General features: G+C 66.8%; 19 protein-coding genes. 13 read left to right on the top strand and 6 right to left on the bottom strand.

The genetic code is table 11. The annotated features are described in order from the left end of the window. Positions 1 to 21: 21 nt before the first annotated feature. Complete coding sequence (locus MEBOL_RS36620; RefSeq protein ID WP_245919190.1) at positions 22 to 1380, bottom strand: sensor histidine kinase; 1359 nt, start codon at positions 1378 to 1380, stop codon at positions 22 to 24. A gap of 139 nt (positions 1381 to 1519) precedes the next feature. Here MEBOL_RS36620 and opgC point away from each other — a divergent pair, with 139 nt between their 5' ends. The 7 genes from opgC to MEBOL_RS36655 all read left to right on the top strand — a co-directional run bounded on the left by opgC (position 1520) and on the right by MEBOL_RS36655 (position 8293). Next, positions 1520 to 2788, top strand: a complete 1269-nt coding sequence (gene opgC / locus MEBOL_RS36625; RefSeq protein WP_095981751.1) for an OpgC domain-containing protein — start codon at positions 1520 to 1522, stop codon at positions 2786 to 2788. Between the two features lie 116 nt (positions 2789 to 2904). Beyond that, positions 2905 to 4710 carry an amidohydrolase gene (locus MEBOL_RS36630; protein ID WP_095981752.1) on the top strand — a complete coding sequence of 602 codons (1806 nt, stop codon included), beginning with the start codon at positions 2905 to 2907 and terminating at the stop codon, positions 4708 to 4710. Between the two features lie 64 nt (positions 4711 to 4774). Next, positions 4775 to 5698 (top strand): LysR family transcriptional regulator, encoded by a 924-nt coding sequence (locus MEBOL_RS36635; RefSeq protein WP_095981753.1) that lies wholly within the window; start codon positions 4775 to 4777, stop codon positions 5696 to 5698. A 133-nt stretch (positions 5699 to 5831) separates the two neighbouring features. Then, positions 5832 to 6473: an endonuclease III gene (gene nth / locus MEBOL_RS36640; protein ID WP_095981754.1), complete on the top strand. Its 642-nt coding sequence runs from the start codon at positions 5832 to 5834 to the stop codon at positions 6471 to 6473. Positions 6474 to 6525: 52 nt separating this feature from the next. Further along, the gene (locus MEBOL_RS36645; protein ID WP_095981755.1) at positions 6526 to 7248 is read left to right on the top strand and encodes a HugZ family pyridoxamine 5'-phosphate oxidase; all 723 of its coding nucleotides are present in this window, start codon (positions 6526 to 6528) and stop codon (positions 7246 to 7248) included. A gap of 250 nt (positions 7249 to 7498) precedes the next feature. Beyond that, positions 7499 to 7915: a VOC family protein gene (locus tag MEBOL_RS36650; RefSeq protein WP_095981756.1), complete on the top strand. Its 417-nt coding sequence runs from the start codon at positions 7499 to 7501 to the stop codon at positions 7913 to 7915. 27 nt (positions 7916 to 7942) lie between these two features. Next, on the top strand, positions 7943 to 8293 hold the full coding sequence (locus MEBOL_RS36655) for a DUF1428 domain-containing protein (RefSeq protein WP_095981757.1): 351 nt from the start codon (positions 7943 to 7945) through the stop codon (positions 8291 to 8293). 168 nt (positions 8294 to 8461) lie between these two features. On the opposite strand, the gene lepB is transcribed toward MEBOL_RS36655, so the two are convergent. After that, positions 8462 to 9397, bottom strand: coding sequence for a signal peptidase I (gene lepB / locus MEBOL_RS36665; protein WP_095981758.1), 936 nt, complete (start codon positions 9395 to 9397; stop codon positions 8462 to 8464). Between the two features lie 134 nt (positions 9398 to 9531). Between lepB and MEBOL_RS36670 the strand changes: the two genes are divergently transcribed. The 3 genes from MEBOL_RS36670 (at position 9532) to MEBOL_RS36680 (ending at position 12787) form a co-directional block, all read left to right on the top strand. After that, positions 9532 to 10884 (top strand): AHH domain-containing protein, encoded by a 1353-nt coding sequence (locus MEBOL_RS36670; RefSeq protein ID WP_095981759.1) that lies wholly within the window; start codon positions 9532 to 9534, stop codon positions 10882 to 10884. Positions 10885 to 11181: 297 nt separating this feature from the next. Further along, positions 11182 to 11475 (top strand): imm11 family protein, encoded by a 294-nt coding sequence (locus MEBOL_RS44270; protein ID WP_342747703.1) that lies wholly within the window; start codon positions 11182 to 11184, stop codon positions 11473 to 11475. 133 nt (positions 11476 to 11608) lie between these two features. Then, complete coding sequence (locus MEBOL_RS36680) at positions 11609 to 12787, top strand: DUF2403 domain-containing lipoprotein (RefSeq protein WP_170115739.1); 1179 nt, start codon at positions 11609 to 11611, stop codon at positions 12785 to 12787. A 22-nt stretch (positions 12788 to 12809) separates the two neighbouring features. On the opposite strand, the gene MEBOL_RS36685 is transcribed toward MEBOL_RS36680, so the two are convergent. After that, positions 12810 to 13634, bottom strand: a complete 825-nt coding sequence (locus MEBOL_RS36685) for a hypothetical protein (protein ID WP_095981761.1) — start codon at positions 13632 to 13634, stop codon at positions 12810 to 12812. Positions 13635 to 13799: 165 nt separating this feature from the next. Between MEBOL_RS36685 and MEBOL_RS36690 the strand changes: the two genes are divergently transcribed. Then, a complete protein-coding gene (locus MEBOL_RS36690; protein ID WP_157823884.1) occupies positions 13800 to 14639 on the top strand; it encodes an alpha/beta hydrolase in 840 nt (279 codons plus the stop codon). A gap of 108 nt (positions 14640 to 14747) precedes the next feature. Next, a complete protein-coding gene (locus tag MEBOL_RS36695) occupies positions 14748 to 15671 on the top strand; it encodes a hypothetical protein (protein ID WP_095981762.1) in 924 nt (307 codons plus the stop codon). A gap of 19 nt (positions 15672 to 15690) precedes the next feature. Here MEBOL_RS36695 and MEBOL_RS36700 read toward each other — a convergent pair whose 3' ends face one another. The 3 genes from MEBOL_RS36700 to MEBOL_RS36710 form a co-directional block, all read right to left on the bottom strand. Continuing rightward, complete coding sequence (locus MEBOL_RS36700) at positions 15691 to 18285, bottom strand: response regulator (protein ID WP_095981763.1); 2595 nt, start codon at positions 18283 to 18285, stop codon at positions 15691 to 15693. Positions 18286 to 18402: 117 nt separating this feature from the next. Then, positions 18403 to 18690 carry a hypothetical protein gene (locus MEBOL_RS36705; RefSeq protein ID WP_095981764.1) on the bottom strand — a complete coding sequence of 96 codons (288 nt, stop codon included), beginning with the start codon at positions 18688 to 18690 and terminating at the stop codon, positions 18403 to 18405. A gap of 123 nt (positions 18691 to 18813) precedes the next feature. Next, positions 18814 to 20313, bottom strand: a complete 1500-nt coding sequence (locus MEBOL_RS36710) for a flavin-containing monooxygenase (protein ID WP_281256614.1) — start codon at positions 20311 to 20313, stop codon at positions 18814 to 18816. A gap of 157 nt (positions 20314 to 20470) precedes the next feature. Here MEBOL_RS36710 and MEBOL_RS36715 point away from each other — a divergent pair, with 157 nt between their 5' ends. Continuing rightward, positions 20471 to 21106, top strand: coding sequence for a TetR/AcrR family transcriptional regulator (locus MEBOL_RS36715; protein ID WP_095981766.1), 636 nt, complete (start codon positions 20471 to 20473; stop codon positions 21104 to 21106). Positions 21107 to 21360 lie beyond the last annotated feature (254 nt).

A 21360-nucleotide genomic window follows, 5' to 3' on the forward strand; every position in this document is an offset into this window, starting at 1 on the left:
ACCAGGAGTGAACGGGCTTCTTCATGAAGCCCCCTCGCCTTCCACGGCCGCCGGCCGGTGCGCGGCCAGGTCCAGCCGCACGCGGGCGCCACCCTCGGGGCGGTTCTCCGCGCGGATCGTCCCACCGAAGCGCTCCACCATCTCGCGCGACAGGCTCAGGCCCAGGCCCGTGCCCTTCTCCGGGCCCTTCGTGGTGAAGAAGGCCTCGAAGAGGCGCGGCAACACCTCGGGAGGAAAACCCGGGCCGTTGTCCTCCACCACCAGGAACACCCGCCCGTTCTCTTCCCCGCCCGAGATCCGCACCTCGCCGTCCCGCACCTTCGCTTCCTCCAGGGCATCACCCGCGTTCACCAGCAGGTTGAGCACCACCTGCGCCAGGCGGCGCGGCGCGGCGATCACCTCGGGCAGCCCCGGCGGCACCTCCACCCGGAGCCGCGCCACGTTGCGCAACCGCACCGCGGCCAGCATCGCCGCGTCCGTCACCACGTCCGACAACGCGCACTCCCCGGTCTCCTCTCCATCCATGCGCGAGAAGCCCTTGAGATCGGTGACGATCCGCTGGATGCGCTCCACGCCCACGTGCGTCTCGTCGAACACCTCGCTCAACTCCGTCCGCACGGACTCGGGCAGCGGCAGGGCCAGCATCTCGGTGCGCAGGAAGTCCAGGTTGGAGCGCACGAAGGCCAGGGGGTTGTTGATCTCATGCATGACGTTGGCCGCCAGCCGCCCCACCGTGGCCAGCTTCTCCGTCTGGGCGCGGTGCCGCTCGGCCACGGCGAGCTTCTCCAGGGCCTCGCGACGGGCGCGCTCGATCAACACCTGGGCCTCGGCGGCCTGGGCCTTGCGAAAGCGCATCGCGCCGTAGGTGCCGAAGAACGTGGAACTGACCACCAGGAGGGCCCACACGAGGATGCTGTCGTCCTGGCCCTCCGCCCACCACATGCCCAGGATGCCTCCCAGACACACCATCCCCGAAAGTAGCGCGGGCAACGTGGCCTCCGTGAAGACGAGCGCGATCGTCAACGGCACGCACGCCGTCGAACTCAGATAGGGGCTCTGACTGCCTCCGGTGAGGACGATGAGACCCACGAAGAAGGAGGTCGCGAGCACCGTCTGGAGGGAGTCATTCCAGGCCGCCCACCGGGGATCCATCCGCTCCCGAGCCCACATCACCAACACGACTTCCAGGCCCCACGCCACCCGGAGCACCAGGGTCTCTGGGCTCGGGCGCCCGAGCAGCCAGCAATCCAGGGGGTAGAACAAGACCATCGCCACCGCGAACATCACGCACAATTTCCAGCGGCGATGGATGTCCGTGACGAGCTTCTCGGACGGCGGCGAGTCCTTGTCCTGCGAGAGGAAGAAACGGAAGGGAGACAAGGGGAAATCCGGAAGGGCCAGGGTGAGGCGTCGAGCACCCGAGTTCCCCAGTCTACCACCGCCGCCTCGGAGGAGCCTCACGCTATCCAGGTGGGGCTGTCGCCGGTTACGCTCTGAAACCACTCCTGACGGATGACGCATGCCTCCGAATTCCCCTGCCCTCGACGCGCGGCCCGCCGCCTCGCGTGACCACCGGATCGACTTCTGGCGAGGCCTGTGCCTCATCGACATGGTGTTGGTGCACCTCGTCTACCAGGGCATGGCCCTGGGCGAGCCCCTGTCGGTGATCCTCAGCGAGTACACCCGCTTCGCCGCCGGTGGCTTCGTGTTCATCTCCGGGCTGTCGATCGGGAGCATCTTCCTGCCCAAGGCCCGGCGGCCCGACAACCGGCGTCAGACCTACCAGTGGATGCTCCAGCGGACCGTCTTCATCCTCGGGGTCCATTGGGTGGCGGAGTGCAGCTACCTGCTCATCTACCCCCTGGTGACGGGGATGCCGGTCGAGTCCTACCCGCGGGCCCTGGGTGACATCCTGATGCTCAAGCGGGGGGGCGGGCTGTTGCCCCTCTACATGGTGATGATCGCCCTGAGCCCCGTCTTCCTCGAACTCATCCGGCGGGGGTTGTGGTGGGTGCTGGCCCTGTCGAGCGTGGGGCTCTTCGCCTGGGGACAGGTGGGCGAGAACGCGTGGGCCGGGCCGGAGATCCAGAACGAGTTCCGGCTGGTGCTGTGGCAGCTGCTGTTCGTGGCGGGAATGCTCTCGGGAATGGTGTTGCCCTGGTGGAGCGGCCTGCGGCGGGGACTGAAGCCGCGGCTGGCGATGCTCGCGGTGGCCTCATGGGCCCTGCTGTGGACGAGCGCGTACGCCCAGGACTTCGGTCTCGCGGCCCCCCTGCCCCTGGTGTTCTGGAAGACGCCGCTGTCCACGGGCGAGGCACTGAAGTACCTCGCCGCCGTGGCGAGCATCATGCTCGTGAGTGATCTGGCGTGGCCGCGATTGAGGAACACGCGGCTGGCCTCGTTCGTGACGCGGCTGGGGCGCAACAGCCTGCTCATGTACGTGGCGCACGTCTGGGTGGCCTTGTTCCTCGCCCAGCTGGTCGTCCGGGCGAAGGTGGTGGGCGCGGTGAACCTGCTGGTGGCGCTCCTGGCGCTGGTCCTGCTGTGGGCCCTCGCGGGCTACGCCGAGCGGGAACCCTCTCGGGGGAGCCAGCCCACCTGGCGCCTGACGGTGATGGGGAGCGCCCTGGCCGTGCTCGTGCTGGTGCTCGACGCCGCGCGGCTGCTCCCGGTGACGGACCCCACGCCCTCGCAACCCTCGCCGCCCATCGCCCTGGAGAGCGACGAGGAGGAGCCCTCGCCCATCGAGGAGGTGGTGGGCGAGGAGCACGAAACGGACGAGGGTTGAGGCGGCGGCCATCCATCTCTCCCATTGATGGATGAGATGAATCCATTGCCGCGGTCACCCTCCGTTCACCGGCGATGGATCGGCGTACAGTGCGAACCAAGGAGGGAGCAACACCCATGGCCACCGCGGATCTCATTCTCAAGAACGGGCGTATCGCGACGGGAGGTGCTCGCGAGGCGGACGCGGTGGCCATCCGGGAGGGCCGCTTCCTCGCCGTCGGGAGCGAACAGGACGTCATGACCCGCGAGGGCCCCGCCACCCGGGTCATCGACCTCGGCGGACGCACCGTCATTCCCGGACTCATCGACTCGCACATCCACACCATCCGAGGCGGGTTGAACTACAACCTGGAGCTGCGCTGGGAGGGCATTCCCTCCCTCTCGGACGCGCTGCGCAAACTCCGGGACCAGGCGAGGCGGACCCCCGCCCCCCAGTGGGTGCGCGTGGTGGGCGGCTGGAACGAGTTCCAGTTCGCCGAGCGGCGGCTGCCCACGCTCGCGGAGATCAACGCCGCGGCCCCCGACACGCCGGTCTTCATCCTGTACCTGTATGGCATGGCGCTGCTCAATGGCGCCGCGCTCCGGGCCGTGGGGTACACGAAGGACACCCCCAACCCTCCAGGGGGAGAGATCCAACGCGACAAGCAGGGCAATCCCACCGGGCTGCTCATCGCCAAACCGAACGCCTCCATCCTCTACGCGACGCTCGCCAAGGGGCCTCGGCTGTCCTACGAGGATCAGGTCAACTCGACGCGCCACTTCATGCGGGAGCTCAACCGCCTGGGCCTCACGAGCGTCATCGACGCGGGCGGCGGGTTCCAGAACTACCCGGACGACTACCGGGTGGTCGAGTCGCTTCACCAGCAGGGACTGCTCACCGTCCGCATCGCCTACAACCTCTTCACGCAGCGGCCCCAGCAGGAGCTCGAGGACTTCCGCAAGTGGACGGCCATGGTCCGGCCGGGCCAGGGAGACGCCTTCTACCGGATGAACGGCGCGGGCGAGATGCTGGTCTTCTCCGCCGCCGACTTCGAGGACTTCCTCGAGCCGAGGCCCGATCTCGCGCCCTCGCTCGAGGGGGAGCTCGAGGGCGTGGTGCGCCACCTCGCCGAGCACCGGTGGCCCTTCCGGCTGCACGCCACCTACGACGAGTCCATCACCCGCTTCCTGGACGTCTTCGAGAAGGTGAACCGGGACATTCCCTTCCAGGGGCTCAAGTGGTGGTTCGATCACGCGGAGACCATCTCTCCGCGAAACCTCGAACGCACCCGGGCACTCGGAGGAGGCATCGCCGTGCAGAACCGGATGTCCTTCCAGGGCGAGCATTTCATCGCGCGTTATGGCGCGGAGGCCGCGGCCCATTCGCCTCCCATCCGGCGCATGCTCGACCTGGGAATTCCGGTGGGCGCGGGGACGGATGCCACGCGCGTGTCCAGCTACAACCCCTGGGTGTCGCTCTACTGGCTGGTCACGGGCAGGACGGTGGGTGGTACGTCCCTGTACGCCCCCGCCCAACGGATGAGCCGTCAAGAAGCCCTGCGGCTCTACACCGTCGGCAGCGCCTGGTTCTCCGGCGAGGAGCGGGACAAGGGACTCATCGCCGAGGGCTGGTTGGCCGATCTCGCGGTGCTCTCCGCCGACTACTTCTCGGTGCCCGAGGAGGAGATCAAGAACATCGAGTCGGTGCTGACGCTCGTGGACGGGAAGATCGTCCACGGCGCGGGGGGATTCGGCTCGCTCGCGCCGCCCCTGCCGCCCGTGAGTCCGGATTGGTCTCCGGTGTCGGGCGCGGGGAGCGCTCGCGGAGCCTCCGCCGCCCCGGCCCACCACGGGGCCTCGCACGTCCATGTGCACGAGCCCCACTCCCATCTGTTCGCTCCCCATGACCCGTGGGACAGCGGCTGCGATTGCTTCGTCTTTTGAGCCAGGACACGCGCATGAACACGCTGAGGGCTGGCTGTACGGCGCGTGATGAGATGATTGCCGCATGTTCGATGCCATCACCCTCGATCAACTCCGCACCTTCATCGCCGTCGTCGACGAGGGCAGCTTCTCGTCGGCGGGGCGGAAGGTCCGGCGCGTCCAGTCCGCCGTGAGTCACGCCATGGCCAATCTCGAGTCGCAGCTCGGCGTGCGGATCTGGGATCGGACCACGAAGATTCCCACGCTCACCGCCGAGGGAAGCGTGCTGCTCACCAACGCCCGCCGCATCTGCGCCGAGGTGGATGCGCTCAAGCGCGTCGCGGAATCGTTCGTGAACGGTCTGGAGCCCAGCATCTCCCTGGTGGTCGATGCCATCATGCCCATGCGCGCGCTCGTCGACCTCTGCCGGGAGTTCGCGGTGAAGTTCCCCACCGTGCGACTCCACCTGTACATCGACACCCTGTCCGCGGTGTCCGCCCGCGTGCTGGATGGGACCTGTCAGATTGGCGTGGTGGGTCCCGCCGCGCATGTCCAGGGACTCGACCGGGAACACCTCTCCTCCGTCCGGATGATTCCCGTCGCGGCCAGCACGCATCCGCTCGCCCAGGTGAAGCGCCGGCTCTCCACGGAAGAGCTCGCCGAACACGTCAACATCGTGTTGAGCGAGCGGGGCACTTCGCTCCAGACGGAGGATCAGGCCATCCTGTCCACCCATGTCTGGCGCGTCGCGGATCTGGGGACCAAGCATGCCCTGCTGCTGGGCGGACTCGGCTGGGGAAACATGCCGGAGCATCTGGTGAGGACGGACCTCGCCGCGGGCCGGCTCGTGCGCCTCCAGGTCGCGGCGTGGGGCGAAGACACGTGGCTGCTCTCGCTGACCGTCGTGCATCGCCCGGAGATCGCGAAGGGGCCCGCCACGCGCTGGCTGCTCAAGCGCATGAGCGAGTTGTGTCTGAGGGATCTCGGCCCCGACCCCGAGCACCCCTGACGGCGCTCAGGCGAGCGTCTAGCTCCTGGACGGAGCCTCCCTCCACTCCGGGACCCCGCCCGCGATCAGCGGTTGCCGTGTCCACCGACAGCGTCGAAAGTGGGCTTCCGGGCCCTCGGCCCCCTTCCCCACCATGACTCCCGCACAGACCGCCAAGGCTACCCTCGCCCGCCTCCACGCCGCCCATCCGGAGGCCCGCTACGAGCTGAACTGGACGACTCCCTTCGAATTACTCGTGGCCACGATCCTGGCCGCGCAGTGCACCGACGAACGCGTCAACCGCGTCACCGCCACCCTGTTCAAGAAGTACCCCGGCCCCCAGGCCCTCGCCGATGCCGACACGGCCGCGCTGGAGGAGGACCTCAAGCCCACGGGCTTCTACAAGCAGAAGACGAAGTCCGTGCAGACCATGAGCCGCGCGCTGTTGAAGGACTTCGGCGGCGAGGTGCCCAGGACGATCGCCGAGCTCACCACCCTGCCCGGCGTGGCGCGCAAGACGGCCAACGTCGTGCTCAACACCGCGTTCAACCTGCCCTCGGGCATCATCGTCGACACCCACGTGGTGCGCGTCAGCCAGCGCCTGGGCCTCACGAAGAAGAAGAAGCCCGAGGACATCGAACAGGAGTTGATGAAGCTCGTTCCCCAAGCCGAGTGGACCTTCTTCGGACCCGCCATGGTGCTGCACGGCCGCTACACCTGCACGGCGCGCAAGCCCCAGTGCGGCACCTGCCCGTTGTCCGACGTCTGCCCGAAGATCGGAGTGGACCCGGCTTGACCCCGCGCAACCGGGAGTGCGAGACCCACACGGGGCGTCTTATACTCGGGCCATGTCCGATCTCGACAATCGCGCCCGTCATGCCCGCACGCTTCTTTTGCACCAGCGCCATGGCGTGCTCGCGACCATGAGCCTCGAGTTGCCTGGCTATCCCTTCGGGTCGATTACTCCCTACACTCTCGACCATGCCGGCGCGCCGCTCATCCTTATCAGCACCTTGGCCCAGCACACGAAGAACATTCAGGCGGACGCAAAGGTCTCCTTGACGATTCACGATGCGACGAATCCAGACCCACAGGCCTCCCAGCGCTTGACCTGGGTCGCGGACGCCATGCCCGTCCCTATCGACGAAACCGCGGCTCACGCCCGGTACCGTGCTTATTTCCCCCGGTCAGCGGACTACATCAACACCCACGACTTCGAGCTGTACCGGCTCGTTCTCGTACGCGCCCGTTTCATTGCCGGGTTCGGGCGGATCTTCTGGCTGGAGCGCGATGAATTGCTCGTCGCCAATCCCTTCGCACAGAGCGAAGCCGACATTGTCAGGCACATGAATGACGACCACGCTCACAACCTCAAGGCCTACTGCCAGGCCTTCAAGGGGGTCTCGGCGGAAAAGGTCGCCATGCAAGGCATTGATGCCGACGGCTTCGATGTGCTGGCGGATGAGCGCCCCCTGCGTTTTACCTTCGACCAACCGATTGCGACGCCGGATGAAGCACGTGCGGCCATGGTGCACCTGGCGAAAGCAGCCCGACAGTCCCTGAAAGGATGAGGAGGGGCGCTGACGGGGGACACCCGAGGTGTGCGCCAAGCCAGCAGTCCGTCCTCATCAAGGGACTTCCGAGATAACGCGTCGCATCAATCTATTCCCGGGAGCCTGCCCGCCGCCTCGCCCCCCTTGGGCGCCGCCTCGCGCCGAGGCCTCGCGGTGATTTTTCGCGGGAAATCACGCCGTGTTGTCGAAAGCGGGAGGGCTCGAACGACGTGAGGTGGAGGACGCCATCCACCGCGGGAGACACACGATGAAGCTGATCAACAACCTGAACTTCAATGGACGATGCCGTGAGGCATTCGAGCACTATGCCGAGGTGCTGGGAGGGAAGCTCACCGCCATGCATACCTTTGGCGAAATGCCCGGAAACAAGGTCGACGCGGCCTGGCAGGGCAAGATCGCACACGCCTGGCTCCAGGTCGGCGACCAGGCCATCATGGGGTGTGACGCTCCGCCTGAGTACGCCCAGCCGATGGGCGGATTCAGCGTGACCCTCCAAGCGGAGAGCACCGCCGAGGCTCGGCGAATCTTCTCGGCCCTGTCCGAGGGAGGCCGGATCTCCATGCCCATCGGTGAGACGCCTTGGTCGCCCTGCTTCGGCATGTTGACCGATCGCTTCGGCACGCCCTGGATGATCGACACCCTCACCGCTCAGGCATCCTCCTGAGCCGCTACCGAAGAAAGGACTCACACCATGAGCTACGTTGATGGATTCGTGACACCCGTGCCCGTCGCCAACAAGGACGCCTACCGGAAGATGGCCCTTCAGGCCCAGGCATTGTTCAAGGAGTATGGAGCGACGCGTGTCGTCGAGTGCTGGGGCGATGACGTGCCCGACGGCAAGGTCACCGATTTCAAGGGGGCGGTGAAGGCCGAGGCGGGCGAGGTGGTCGTCTTCTCGTGGATCGAGTGGCCCTCGAAGGCCGTGCGCGACGCGGGCCAGAAGAAGATGTTCGAGGACCCGCGCATGAAGGACATGAAGGACATGCCCTTCGATGGCAAGCGCATGATCTTCGGCGGATTCGAGACCCTGGTCGACGGCTGACCCGCGCATCCCGTGGCCCTGGAAGGGCAGGAATTAGCCGAGGGCGCTCTCGACTTCCCTCACCTCGTCCGGCGAGAGGCGGAAGTCGAGGGCGCCGATGAAACCGTCCACCTGCTCGGCGCTCCGGGCTCCCACGATGGCGCCGGTGACGACGGGCCGCCGCCTGGTTCAGCGCACCTCGGTGCCAATCCGGCCCCAGCGAATGCCTTCTCCCCCGGGCCTCCACGAAAAGTGGATGAAGCGCGCCGCGCCCACCACTTCCTCCACGGGCAGCGGCCCCCAGAAGCGTGAATCCGAGGCGTTGTCCCGGTTGTCCCCGAGCACGAAGACGTGTCCCTCGGGCACCACGCATCCCGCCTCGCGCGTCTCCATTTTCTCCGGGCACCCGGCGTCCGAGGGAAAGTCCATGGCGGACATGCACGAGCCCCACCCAAGCACTCCATGCGGGTGCTCCCCCAGCAACTCCTCGTCCCGCTGGCAGGAGTCCTCGACACCTGACAGGCCCACGCAGTCGCCCAGTGTCCGGCGCTCCACCTCCTGGCCGTCGAGGGAGAGCCGCCCACAGCGGACCGCCACCGTGTCGCCCGCCAACGCCACCGCTCGCATGACGTAGCGCACCTCGGGTTGCGGCGGCGGACGGAAGACGATGACTTCGCCTCGCTCCACCGGCCGCCGCCAAGGGCTCGCCACACGCTTGTCCGTGTAGAAGTGGTCTCCCGGAAGGAGCGTGGGCAGCATCGAGACGGAGGGGACGGTGAAGGGCTCGGCCAGCCACGTGCGGGTAGTCATGCCCACCAGGGAGGCCACCATCCAGAAACCCACCAGGGTCAGCACCACCCACCCTGCCCTCGGCACACCGGTCTCCCTCGGAGGCAGTCGCACCACGTCCACGGCCGCGCCGAGCATCCCCCCCAGCGTGATCACGAGCCCGGCGAACCCCAGGAACGCGATCGAGGCCTGGGCCAGCAACATGGCTCCCAGCCACACCAGTCCCCGCCTCCACCGGCCGAGCAGAACGTGGCCACAGCCCGGAGTGATGCTGAGCAGCACCGCCAACACGCGGCGCCAGCGAGAAACAGGTAAGGACGGCGACATGCCGCGCATGATGAATCAGTGGACGATACGAACTCCATGGGAAAGGGAAAGATGCGAGCGATCCGGTTCACCGAATCCATCCAGAATTCCCGCGCGAGGCCGTCCTCGTGGATGGCGCGCATGACCTCATTGGAGGACATCTCATGGCACCTCGTCTGACCGGTGCGCTCTTACTGCTGGCCTTGATTTCCGCGTGCGGCACCACGCGCATCGTGCGCCTCGACACGGGTCAGGGCCAGCCCACCCTCCACATTCCTCGGACGGCCGAAGCCAAGCCGGTGGCGTTGGGACAAGAAGAGTTCACGGAGGCCATCGCTCAGGAGATCCGGCGGAGGGGGCCTCCGGCCAACCCGGAGAAGGCCGCACGCGAGTTACTTGAGGTCCCACCGCGCAGTGGCTGGTACGGGTACTCCCAACGCGAAGGGGTTGTCGCCTTGGACGGACAGCCCCCGGCTTCGCAATGGGCCCAGGTGGATGTGAGGATGACCCGGGAGTACCTGCGCTTCTGCTCGGCCATCGGGACACCAGGAGACTGCCGAAGGGCGCTGATGAACAATCCCGTTCTCTCCGGGGATGGCCGCTATGTCCTCGCCATGTCCTTCGCCCTCGACGAAGTCATCCCCGAGATGACAGCGGCCCTCCAGGACATGGCCGACCCCGAGGCCATCAAGGCGTCCATCCTTTGGACAATGACCCTCTACGCCGCGATGTGGCTGGCGCCCGAACCCGTGTTCTCCAAGGGGCTGGCGACCATCGTGACGGCCAGCTTCATCTGCTACATCGGGGTGGACACGTTCTGGACACTCATCCAGGGCTGGAGGCGGCTGGTGGAGACCGCCGACCTCGCCACGTCCCTCTCGCAACTTCGGGCGGCCGGGACGAAGTACGGCAAGGTGATGGGCAAGAACGCGGCGCGGGCGTTCGCCCTGCTGCTCACGGCGGCCATCGGCCAGACGGCCTCCAGTTTCTCGGCCAGGTTGCCCACCCTGCCAGGCGCGACTCAAGCGTCAGCAGTGGGGGCGGCGCACGTGGGCGTCCGGCTGACCCAGGTGGCGCAGGTGCAGGCCATCACCGTGACCGCCGATGCGGTCTCCATCGCCCTCGCGCCCGACGCGGTCGCCACGAGTGTCCAGGGTATGCGCGGAGCGGCGTCCAGCCCCGTGGAGGCCGAGGGACCCGAGCACCACATCGCCACCGACAAGTGGACCGAGGCCACTCACAGTGGGGGGCCGTGGACTCCCAAATTCAAGAAGCTCTTCGATCAGGCTGGTATGTCACTGGACGATCCAGCGAACAAGGTACGCGTCAAGGGCCATGTGGGCCCGCATCCGCAGGAGTACCATGAAGAAATATTCGACCGGTTGAGAGACGCGATAAAGGGCCGCCAGACCATGCAGGAGAGCAGGGAGTCGCTGACGGCGGAACTCCGACGGCTTGCCAAGGAGATCTCCACTGAGGGCACCGAACTCAACAAGTTGGTCACGCGGACCCAGTGACGCCAAGCCAAGGAGTGTTTGAATATCATGCGGTACTTCAGACTGTCCGATGACGTTCACGTCCCCGGGCGCTGGTATTTGGATGACCCCGTAGACCCACGGGGCCGCGAAGTAGATCGATGGCAATTCGAGAACGGGGCTCCGGTAGACATCGAGGGGCGTCTTCTGATCCCTATTGATCGACTCGGAAGGCCGCTGGATTTCAGTGTGACGCCCGTCGGCGGTGCCCCCATCGTCCACGCAAGGGTGGCTTCCCTCATCGCGAAATTGGCATCCACGGACGTGCAGTTGCTTCCCGTGGACGTTGAGGGTCAACCCGATGAGTTCTTCATCCTCAACGTCACGCGAGTCGTGAAGTGTATCGACGATGAGGCATCCGCCGAGGTCCAATACTGGAAGCACGAGGACGGACGTCCGGAGAAGACGGGCAACTATCGAGCTGTACATGGAATGCGCATCGACGCCTCGAAGGTCGGTGACGCCAATGTGTTTCGTCCCCAGGGATGGTTGGTGGTGCTCCTCGTGTCCGAGGAGATCCGGAAGGCACTGGAGGGCATTGGCGCCACGGGGACGAAGTTCAAGGAGGTGTAGCTCCTCTCAAGGTCCGGCGGATGCACTCCGCTTGGAAGATTGCTCAATCCAGGAATCGCGGAATAACCTTCCTACTCTGTCTTCCCACCGAGGGTGATGTAGCGTGTGCCCACTTCGAGGAAGTGGAGACCCCCTGATGAAGACCTGGATGAAGCGCAGCCCTTCGCGACTCACCCCCCTCCTGCTGTCCGCGCTCCTGGGGAGCGCCTGTGGAACCACCCAGACACCGGAGGAGCCGGGCTCGGAACGCTCCGATACCGAAGTCCCCGCCGATGTGGGCGCGAACCCCCTCGCGGCCGCGGACTGTGCCGCGGGCCACTCCGCCGCGCTCAAGGACCTGGGAGATGACCTGCCGGATGGCACGGGCACTCCGGTGTCCACCATGAGCATCCTGAACGTGGGCGGCACGGGCTCCTACCAGCGCGTGACGAACATGTTGCCCGGCGTCTGGGGCCAGACCTGCCCGTCGAACGCCTGCCAGAAAGCGACCACGTCCGTCAGCGGCGCACTCGCCCCCTTCAACGAGGAAATGACGGTCAACTTCCGTGGACCCATGGAGCTGTATGACATCGCGGTCTACCGGCCGGGCTCGGGCTCCTGGTCGCGCGTGTCCTCCTGGAACCGCTGTGGCTCCACGAACCTCACCTTCTTCAACAACCTGGGGGGCACCGGCAGCGGCGAGTGGACCCTGTGCGGCGGCAACAGCCAGAGCTACGCCTCCGCGGATGGCAAGACGGCCGCCGCGGCGCCCACGCGCTTCACCGGCTCGCTCGCCAACCGGACCGAGATGAACATCCTCTCGGACCAACCCTGCATCGGCACGGGCGACTCGAGCGAGTGCGGCTTCTACCGAGGCGTGACACGACATGGCTGGGGCGGCGCGAAGATCTTCGCCATCCGCGCTCGCATGCCGCGCTACACCGGGCCCAAGACCGAGTACTACGACGACGTGCCGGCCATCTGGATGCTCAACGCCCGCGTGGTGCGCACCGCCCAGTACGGCTGCAACTGCCGCGGCATGGGCTCGCCCGGAGGCTGCGGAGAACTCGATGTCGCCGAGGTCCTTCACGGCGAGAGCCCGCTGCACGCCACGAGCACCATCTACTCGTTCGAGGGGGCCACGGGCAGTGGGCCGAACTACTTCCAGCGCCCGGTCAACGAGAGCGCCACCTTCATCGTGATCTTCGACGCGAGCGGGAAGATCCAGATGCTGCGGCTCAAGGCGGATGCCTTCGATTTCGGCGACACCGTCTCCAACACCACCGTGTCCGGCTGGCTTGCGCGCACGGGCCTCACGATGTCGCTTCCGTGAGCGCCCGGGCGCCGCTCGCCCCTCAATCCGGGTCGCAGCCGATCCGCTGCTTCCCGACGGCCAGGTCATCGATCCACCAGTCGGTGGGCACCGAGAGGCCCTGGTAGAGGAAGACGCCGGTCTCCATCACCGTGAAGTGGGAGGCTTTCTCCCGGACCGGCGGCGTGGTCGTGGGCGGATCGGAGAAGACGAATTTCTCGGGCCAGTTCAGCTCGACGCCATTGAGCCAGACGCGGGGCTCGGCGGCTTCCGGCTGGGTGCCGTTGTCTCCGTCGAAGAGCCATTCGAGGCAGGTCCACTCATCGAGCACGAGCGGCGTGTCCGAGACCTGCACCCACTCCGGAAAGCCCGGCGGCTCGGGGGGGTGCCAGATGGACATGTACTTCTGCTGGTAGGTGGCGACCTCGTACCAGTCGAGCGTGTCGAAGGCGCGATCGGCGCTTCCTGGCCTCGGATAGCGAGCGTTGAAGAGCCCCGCGTGCGAGACGGGGCGCGCGGGCGTCGTGTAGACGTAGGCCCGGCCCCAGAGCACGGGGCCGAACTGGGCGGGCAGCTCGAAGCGGATCGTCTTCTTGGGTCCGCCCTGCTCTCCCTCCTTGCCCCCGACCAGCTGCTTGGCGTGCAGCGCGTACCTGCCCTGGTGCGGCCGGGTGTCATCCACGAGCAACTGGCCGCTGAACTCGTCGCGATACGCCGTCCATCCGGCCGGCAGCGTGCCTTCCTCGAAATCCCAGCACAGGGCCTCCGAGTCCTCGCAGCCAGTGGCGGCGCTCGGGCCTCCATGCGCGCAGGCCCCCGCGAACCCCAAGAGCAGCATCGCACTCAACAAGTCGATTCGAATACGCATGAACCCATCCCATCATCAATCAAAGTGCCCGACCCGTCATCTGACAGCCTTCCGGAACACCACCGGGAGGCGAGAACCGTTTCCAGATGTTCCAGTACTCGACCGGGGAGACGTTCACGGGCTACACCATCATCCATCAAACGAAGCTCGGTACGGGATGATGGCATGATCAAAAGGCAGTTGCTGTGGGCCACACTGGCCTGGACGCTCTCGGCGGAGGCCAGGCCACCCACGAACACGCCGGCCGACAGTGGACGCCCGGTCGTCATCGGCCGCTCCTATACCGTTCCTTCCAAGATCCTGGGCGGAAAGCGACGGGTCAACGTCTACCTGCCTCCGGGCTACGCCGACGCGAAGCGAAGCTTTCCCGTGCTGTACCTGCTCGACGGGGGCGAGGCGGAGGACTTCCACCACATCACGGGGCTCGCCCAGGTCGCGGCGTTCAACGGCAAGACGCAGGAGATGATCGTGGTCGGCATCGAGGGCGTCGACCGCAAACACGATCTGACCCATCCGTCGAAGGTTCCTCGCGACCTCGAGCTGCTTCCCACCTCGGGTGGGTCCGCCGCCTACCGGCGGTTCCTGGTCGAGGAGCTGAAGCCCTGGGTGGCGGCGCGCTACCGCACCAGTGGTCGCACGGCGCTGATCGGCGAATCCCTCGCGGGCCTGTTCGTGACCGAAACCTTCCTGCGGGCGCCGGGGAGCTTCGACGACTACATCGCCGTCAGCCCGAGTCTCTGGTGGGAGGATGAAGCGCTGTCCAAGGAGGCGGCGGCGGATCTGCGGTCCGGAGGCTTCCGTGGCCGGCGCCTCTACCTCGGCATTGGAAACGAGGGCGGCGAGATGCGGACCGGCATCGACCGGCTCGTTCAAGCACTGAAGGATGATGGACCTGACGGCCTGGACTGGCGTTTCGACCCGCGTCCGGACGAACGCCACGACACCATCTACCATCCGGCCGCTCTGGCCGCGATCCGCGCCTTGTTCCCAGTCCCCGACAAGTAAACCGAGAAAACGGACTACACGGAAACTTTGTCTCCCCTGTCTCCGATAACACCCGGTGCCACGAGGCTTCCCCCACCCGCCTCATGGCCCCTCACCAGGAGACAATCGATGTCCTTGAACCGGATGACGTGGAACACCGCCCTCTTGTCCGCGGGCCTCATGCTGGCCTCGTGCGGAGGAACCACCGAGGACGTGGTGGCGGTCGATGCGTCCGAGACGGGCACGCTCAGCGCCGAGGCCAACTCGGCCATCTATGATCGGGCACGGGCCTACGCCGCCGCCAATCCCAAGCGGGACGGCGGTTCGTGGGATCAGTGGTGCGGCTCGCTGATGTGGCGCTTTGGCCAGCTGCCCGAGTCCTCGGCTCGCCCCTCCGCCATCGAGGCCTACCGGGCATCGAAGATTGTCTCGACGGATGCCTCCAAGGCGCTCATCGGCGCCTTCCACTGGTGGGACATCGGCGCCTACGGCCATGTCGGTGCCGACCTCAATGGCGGTGGCGGGACGGTCTTCATGGCCACCCGGAAGCTCGCCGCGTCGTGGGGAGACGCCATCGGCATCAACAGTGTCTCGGGTTACTCGAGCGCGACGGGCGCGCGGTACCTCGGCTGGTCCATGGACTACGCGGGTGGCCGGATCGCCGGCGGCGGTGGCGATCCGATCGGTGGTGGCGGTGGTGGCTCCCTGCCCCAGACGACGACGGAGCAGGACGGCATTCCGGGCGTCATCTACTACAAGCGCATCCAGACCGTGGGCCAGCGCGACTTCGGCTACACCGGCCCCATCGATGGCGTGACCGGACCCCAGACGGAGAAGGTCCGCGTGAAGATCACCGCTCGCGAGCTGAACAAGCGCGGGACGCCTCGCACCTCCGCGCAGGAGGATGGGATTCCCGGCTCCATCTACTGGACCCGCGTCCAGACCGTGGGCCGGAGCTTCGGCTACACCGGCCCCATCGATGGCATCCCCGGCCCGAATACCTACACGGCCGAGCACAAGATCGCCGCCTACGCCGTGAACCGGGCGTTCTAGCGCCCGGCCCGAGTGACGTTCAGGGCAGGGCCACCGCCTGCTCCAGGGCCTCCTGGATCTGCGGCAGCGTGTAGGGCTTGGGCAGCACCACCACGCCCTCCAGCGGGGCCTCTCCCTGGGGTCTCGCCACGTTTCCATGGCCCGAGGCGAGGATGACCTTCATCCCCGTCTTCCGGTCCGTCACCTCCCGCGCCAGTTCCACGCCCGAAGCACCTGGCAGCGTCACGTCCGTGAACAGCACATCGAAGCCGCTGGCGGCCATCGCGCCCTTGGCCTCCTCGGCGCTGGTGACGGCCAGCACCTCGTGTCCCAGCAGATCCATCAGCTCGCATGCCGAGGAGCGCACGTCCTCGTCATCCTCCACCAGCAGCACGCGCAGCCGGCGCGACGCGGCGGGCGCGGGGGGACGCACGGGCGTGTTGGACGTGGGCGCCGTGCGGGGAGGCCCCCGGACCGCCAGCTTCTGCTGACGGTTGTTGAGCAACTGCCTCAGCTTGCGGGCCAGGTCTTCCCGGCTGTAGGGCTTGCTCAGCAACTGCACCCCCGCGTCGAGCCGTCCGCCGTGGACGATGGCGTTCTCCGTGTAGCCCGAGGTGAACAGCACCTCGATGTCCGGGTGCAACACCTTGGCCTGCTTGGCCAGCTCGGGGCTGCGCACCGGACCGGGCATCACCACGTCGGTGAACAACATTTCGATGGGCACGCCGCTCTGGAGAATCACCAGCGCGCTCTGCGCGTCCACGGCCTTGAGCACGCGGTAGCCCAGCTCGCTCACCATCTCCACCACGGTGGCACGCACCTCGGCGTCATCCTCCACCACCAGGATGGTCTCCGTGCCACCCTCGATGGGGCCGGTGATGACCTGGGCGTCCGCCGACTCGGCCTCCAGCGCGCGGGGCATGTAGAGCTTGATGGTCGTGCCATGCCCCACCTCGCTGTACAGCTTGATGTGACCGCCACTCTGCTTGACGAAGCCGTACACCATGCTCAGGCCCAGACCCGTGCCGCGGCCCTCGGGCTTGGTGGTGAAGAACGGCTCGAAGGCCCGCTCCATCACCTCCGGGGACATGCCGCCGCCGGTGTCCGAGACGGCCAGCAGCACGTAGTGGCCGGGAAGGACCTCGGGGTGCATCCGGCAGTAGTGCTCGTCGAGCACGGCATTGCCGACCTCGATCGTCAGCTTGCCGTTGTTGTTCATGGCGTCACGGGCGTTGACGGCCAGGTTGATGATGACGTTCTCGAGCTGGTTGGGATCGATCGCCGTGTTCCACAGCCCTCCGGCGGTGATGGTCTCCATCTCCACGTCCTCGCCCAGCGTGCGGCGCAGCAGTTCATCCATGCCGCGCACCAACCGGCTCAGGTTGACGATGACCGGTTGGAGCGGCTGGCGGCGCGCGAAGGAGAGCAACTGGGAAGCGAGCTTGGCGCCGCGGTCCACCGCGCGGGCGGCGGTCTGGACACGGCTCAGGGCGCGCTCATTGCCCACCACGTCGCGCTGCAGGAGCTGGAGGTTGCCGGCGATGACCTGGAGCAGGTTGTTGAAGTCATGCGCCACGCCGCCCGTGAGCTTGCCCACGGCCTCCATCTTCTGGGACTGACGCAGCTGGGCCTCGGTCTTGCGCCGCTCGGCCTCGCTCTCCTCGAGCTCCCGGGTGCGCTCGCGCACCAGCTCCTCCAGGTGGGCCTGGTAGTGGCGCACCTGCTCCTCGGCCCGCGTCTTCTCGGTGACGTCCTGGCCGTAGATGAGGACGGCCAGGATGGGCCCGCCTGGCAGGCGCACGGGCCGGTACTCGAAGTCCGCGACGATCTCCTCGACCGGACCCCCAGGCGTCTTGCGAACGGGGACCTTGAAACCCCGCATGACGATCGTCTCGCCCTGGTAGAGCACCCGCCCCAGCATCTCGTAGACGGCCTTGTTGCCCTCGAGCTCGGGGCGCGCCTTGTTCAGCGGCAGGCCGACGACGTTCCGGAAGTTGAGGTAGGGCAGATAGCTGGCATTGGCCAGCTCGAAGACGAAGTCGGGACCACGCAGGACGCCCACGCAGCCGGGAAGCAGATCGATCAACTGGCGCAGGAAGAGGCGCTCGTGGTCCAGCGTCTGGTTGTTCTCCTGGACGGTCCAGGCCTGACCGATCAGGGCCGCGATCTGCTCCGAGGAGACCCCTTCCAGGCGCTCCGTCCGCGGTTCCTTCACCCCGGTGTCCGTGGCGCGCAGGTCGGTGACGTCCACGGCATGCTGGAGGATGAAGGCCACGTTGCCCGCGGCATCCAGCAGGGGCTTGTGGGAGTAGCTCCAGAAGCGCTTCTCGAGCACCGTGCCCTGCTCGGTGGAGCGGGCGATGGGCTGGACCGCCATCGCGAGCAGGTCCGGCAAGCGGCTGGCGAGGACCCGCTCGAGGGAATCCCGGAGCTTGCGTGGGCCGTCCGCACCCGAGGGAGTCGTGTCCTGGGGAAGCACCTCGAAGACGTTGCGTCCGAGGATCTGGTCACGCCGCAGCGACGTGGCCTTGAGGTACGCCTGGTTCGCCGCGACGTATCTCAGCTCCCGATCCAGCACCATGAGCGGAGCGGGAGCGGAGTCGAACAGCTTCTGGGAATCGATCAGATTGGACATGCTGGACCAAGAGGTGGCGCCCTGGGCACCCGGGCCTGGTGGCGAGGCGTGTGCTTTGTGTGCCGAGAATACCCCCCCTTGAGCCGACGGCGAACCCGAGAAATCAGCCCAAGCCGATCATTCCAGGGGTCCTTGTCCATCATGACGCAGTGTCTTCTTCTCACCGGGCTTCGCGGGCTGCTCGATCTCCTTCTGGCCCGAGCCCCCTACCCCCTCCTTGAACCCCTCGACGGCCTCCCGGGTGGCATCGCCCACGTCTCGGGCCGCTTCGCCGACCTGCCGGCCCGCTTGCCGGGCGTCCTGACGCACCTCCCGGTTCTGGCGCTCGTTACAGCCCGCCAGCAGCCCCGCCAGGCCCAGCAAACCCAGCGCCACTCCTGCCTTCCAGCTCCGCCGCGCCCTCATGGCGTCTCCTCTCGCGTGAAGTCATCGAGCGAACAAAGTAGGCACTTCGCTCTGGACATGCGTCCGCCTCGTGCATGAGGGGCTGGAGGGCAGGCAGGGAGGCCGAAAGGGCGAACGGAACATTCAGGCGGCGCGCGTCGTCCGGGGCACCTCGCGCGAGGAGTCATCCTCTCCGGCCGTCACCGACTTCGACGCGCGAGAGAACACCAGGGTGCCGTCGTCGATCTCGCCGAAGCGCAGCGTGAGCAGATCGAGCGCGTAGTTCTGATAGAGCCGCCACGGCCGCTTCGAGCCCTGCTTCGGGAGCAGGCCGAGCGCCCGCTGGACATAGCCCGACGAGAAATCGAGGAACGGCAGCTCCTCGACCGACGGGTCACGGCGCGGCGTGCAGGCCCTATAGCCATGCCGCTCCAGGTGGTTGAGCAGCCGGCAGACGTACTCGCTGGTGAGGTCCGCCTTCAGCGTCCACGATGCGTTGGTATAGCCGAACGTGTAGGCGAAGTTCGGCACGTCGCTGAACATCATGCCCTTGTAGCTGAGGCACTTCGACAGGTCGCGCCGCTCGCCGTCGATGCTGAACTCGACGTCGCTCAGGAGCTGGAGCTTGAGACCCGTGGCGGTCACGACGATGTCCGCCTCGAGCTCCTGGCCAGAGCGCAGCGTGATTCCCTTCTCCGTGAACGTCTCGATGTGGTCGGTGACCACCGAGGCGCGGCCCTGCTTGAGCGCGCTGAACAGGTCGGCATCGGGGACCAGGCAGACACGCTGGTCCCACGGGTCGTAACGCGGGGTGAAGTGGGTCGCGACGTCGTGGCCAGGACCGAGTTGCTTGCGCACCTCCTCGACGAGGTGTGCCTTCGCCCGCCTGGGCAGCCTCCGCGCCAGCTTGTAATAGAACATGCCGGAGAGCACGTTCTTCCACCGCGTGAGCGCATAGGCGAGCTTCGCCGGCAGGAGGCGGCGCAACACATTGGCGATGCGGTCCTCGGCCGGGCGCGAGACGACATAGGTCGGCGAGCGCTGCAGCATGGTGACGTGCGCGGCCGTCCTGGCCATTTCGGGCACGAGGGTGACGGCGGTCGCGCCGCTGCCCACCACGACGACGCGCTTGTTCGTGTAGTCCAGGCGCTCCGGCCAGAACTGCGGATGAACGAAGGTGCCCTGGAAGCGCGCCTCACCCGGAAACGGGGGCCGGTGGCCCTCGGCATAGTTGTAGTAGCCGCTGCACATGAGCAGGAAGTCGCAGGTGAAGCGGACGAGCGTCTTCTCGGGCCCACGCTCCGCCTCGACCGTCCAGCGCGCCTCCTCGGAGGACCAGGACGCTCGCTTGACGTGGTGGCGGAAGCGGATGTGCCGCTCGATTCCATGCTCGCGCGCCGTCTCGCGCACGTAGCGCAGGATCGACGGCCCGTCTGCGATCGCCTTCGCGTCGGTCCACGGCCGGAACGAGTAGCCCAGCGTGTGCATGTCCGAATCCGAGCGGATGCCCGGATAGCGGAACAAATCCCAGGTCCCGCCCATCGCCTCACGCCCTTCGAGGATCGCGTAGCTCCGGGACGGGCAATTCGACTGGAGGTGGTACGCCGCGCCGATGCCGGACAGTCCCGCTCCGACGATGATCACGTCACGGTGCTCGGTCGGCGTCTCGGTCCCGCCCGCCAAGGCGCCAGACCCGTGTTCGAATTGTTTCGTCTGGTGCGCCATCGATCTCCCAATCAGGAAAGTGACACTGCTCATTGTCAATTTGCATCTGACAACGGACCGTGTCAATAGATGCCACATGCCCTCCCCTTCCGTGGCCGACCGACGGCGCTACCGCGGCTCCTCCGCCGAGGAGCGCAAGGCGCAGCGGCGCGAGCGGCTCCTCGAGGCGGCGATCCACGTCTATGGCGAGCAGGGCTATCGCAACGCGACGGTGAAGGCTGTCTGCGAGGCGGCTGGGCTCACCGAGCGCTACTTCTACGAGTCTTTCTCCAACAGCGAGGAGTTGCTCGTCGCCTCGTTCCAGATGGTGACGCGGCTGCTCCTGGGAGAGGTGGAGAAGGCGGGGGCCGAGACTCCTGGCGGCTCCGTCGAGCGAACGCGCACGATGCTCGACGCTTATTACAAGGCGCTCCGAGACAGTCCCCAGTCGGCGCGCGTGTTCCTCGTGGAGATCTCGGGCGTGGGCCCGGCGGTCGATCAAGCCCTCGTGGCGTCCCTCCAGGAGTTGGGGGACCTGATCGCACGGACGCTCGACCCACAGGGGAACAGCAGTGCGGTCGCTCAACCGCTTCTACGCGCGGGCACGGTCGGCGGCGTCATCCACATCGCCTTGAGTTGGATCGCGAGCGGCTACGCGCAACCGCTTCGCGAGGTCGTCGACGCCGCCCTGCGCTTGTGTCTCGTTCTCGGCCCCGACACCGCGAAACCATGATGAAGCCTCAACATTTCATCCTCCTCTTGACCCTGCTGGCGGACGGGAGTGTGGCCTCCCAGCCCAGTGTCCCAGAAGTAGATGAAGGACTCGTACCCATTCCCCTCCCGATCACTTATGGAATGACTGGGAGGATCGCTGGAGGAATCGACTGGCCTGACGAAGTTCGTCCTCTCGCCACACTGGATGGCCCCGCCCTCCTCGCCGCTCATGCCGCTCTACAACGGTTACTGGCGAGCTTTCCGAAGGAGTAC

The sequence above is a fragment of the Melittangium boletus DSM 14713 genome, assembly GCF_002305855.1.
Taxonomy (GTDB): Bacteria; Myxococcota; Myxococcia; order Myxococcales; family Myxococcaceae; genus Cystobacter; species Cystobacter boletus.

Excerpts from the sequence above, each read along its gene's own strand:
- opgC (WP_095981751.1), top strand. The coding sequence starts at position 1,520 with ATGCCTCCGAATTCCCCTGCCCTCGACGCGCGGCCCGCCGCCTCGCGT.
- MEBOL_RS36630 (WP_095981752.1), top strand. The coding sequence starts at position 2,905 with ATGGCCACCGCGGATCTCATTCTCAAGAACGGGCGTATCGCGACGGGA.
- MEBOL_RS36635 (WP_095981753.1), top strand. The coding sequence starts at position 4,775 with ATGTTCGATGCCATCACCCTCGATCAACTCCGCACCTTCATCGCCGTC.
- nth (WP_095981754.1), top strand. The coding sequence starts at position 5,832 with ATGACTCCCGCACAGACCGCCAAGGCTACCCTCGCCCGCCTCCACGCC.
- MEBOL_RS36645 (WP_095981755.1), top strand. The coding sequence starts at position 6,526 with ATGTCCGATCTCGACAATCGCGCCCGTCATGCCCGCACGCTTCTTTTG.
- MEBOL_RS36650 (WP_095981756.1), top strand. The coding sequence starts at position 7,499 with ATGAAGCTGATCAACAACCTGAACTTCAATGGACGATGCCGTGAGGCA.
- MEBOL_RS36655 (WP_095981757.1), top strand. The coding sequence starts at position 7,943 with ATGAGCTACGTTGATGGATTCGTGACACCCGTGCCCGTCGCCAACAAG.
- lepB (WP_095981758.1), bottom strand. The coding sequence starts at position 9,397 with ATGCGCGGCATGTCGCCGTCCTTACCTGTTTCTCGCTGGCGCCGCGTG.
- MEBOL_RS36670 (WP_095981759.1), top strand. The coding sequence starts at position 9,532 with ATGGCACCTCGTCTGACCGGTGCGCTCTTACTGCTGGCCTTGATTTCC.
- MEBOL_RS36685 (WP_095981761.1), bottom strand. The coding sequence starts at position 13,634 with ATGCGTATTCGAATCGACTTGTTGAGTGCGATGCTGCTCTTGGGGTTC.
- MEBOL_RS36690 (WP_157823884.1), top strand. The coding sequence starts at position 13,800 with ATGATCAAAAGGCAGTTGCTGTGGGCCACACTGGCCTGGACGCTCTCG.
- MEBOL_RS36695 (WP_095981762.1), top strand. The coding sequence starts at position 14,748 with ATGTCCTTGAACCGGATGACGTGGAACACCGCCCTCTTGTCCGCGGGC.
- MEBOL_RS36700 (WP_095981763.1), bottom strand. The coding sequence starts at position 18,285 with ATGTCCAATCTGATCGATTCCCAGAAGCTGTTCGACTCCGCTCCCGCT.
- MEBOL_RS36705 (WP_095981764.1), bottom strand. The coding sequence starts at position 18,690 with ATGAGGGCGCGGCGGAGCTGGAAGGCAGGAGTGGCGCTGGGTTTGCTG.
- MEBOL_RS36715 (WP_095981766.1), top strand. The coding sequence starts at position 20,471 with ATGCCCTCCCCTTCCGTGGCCGACCGACGGCGCTACCGCGGCTCCTCC.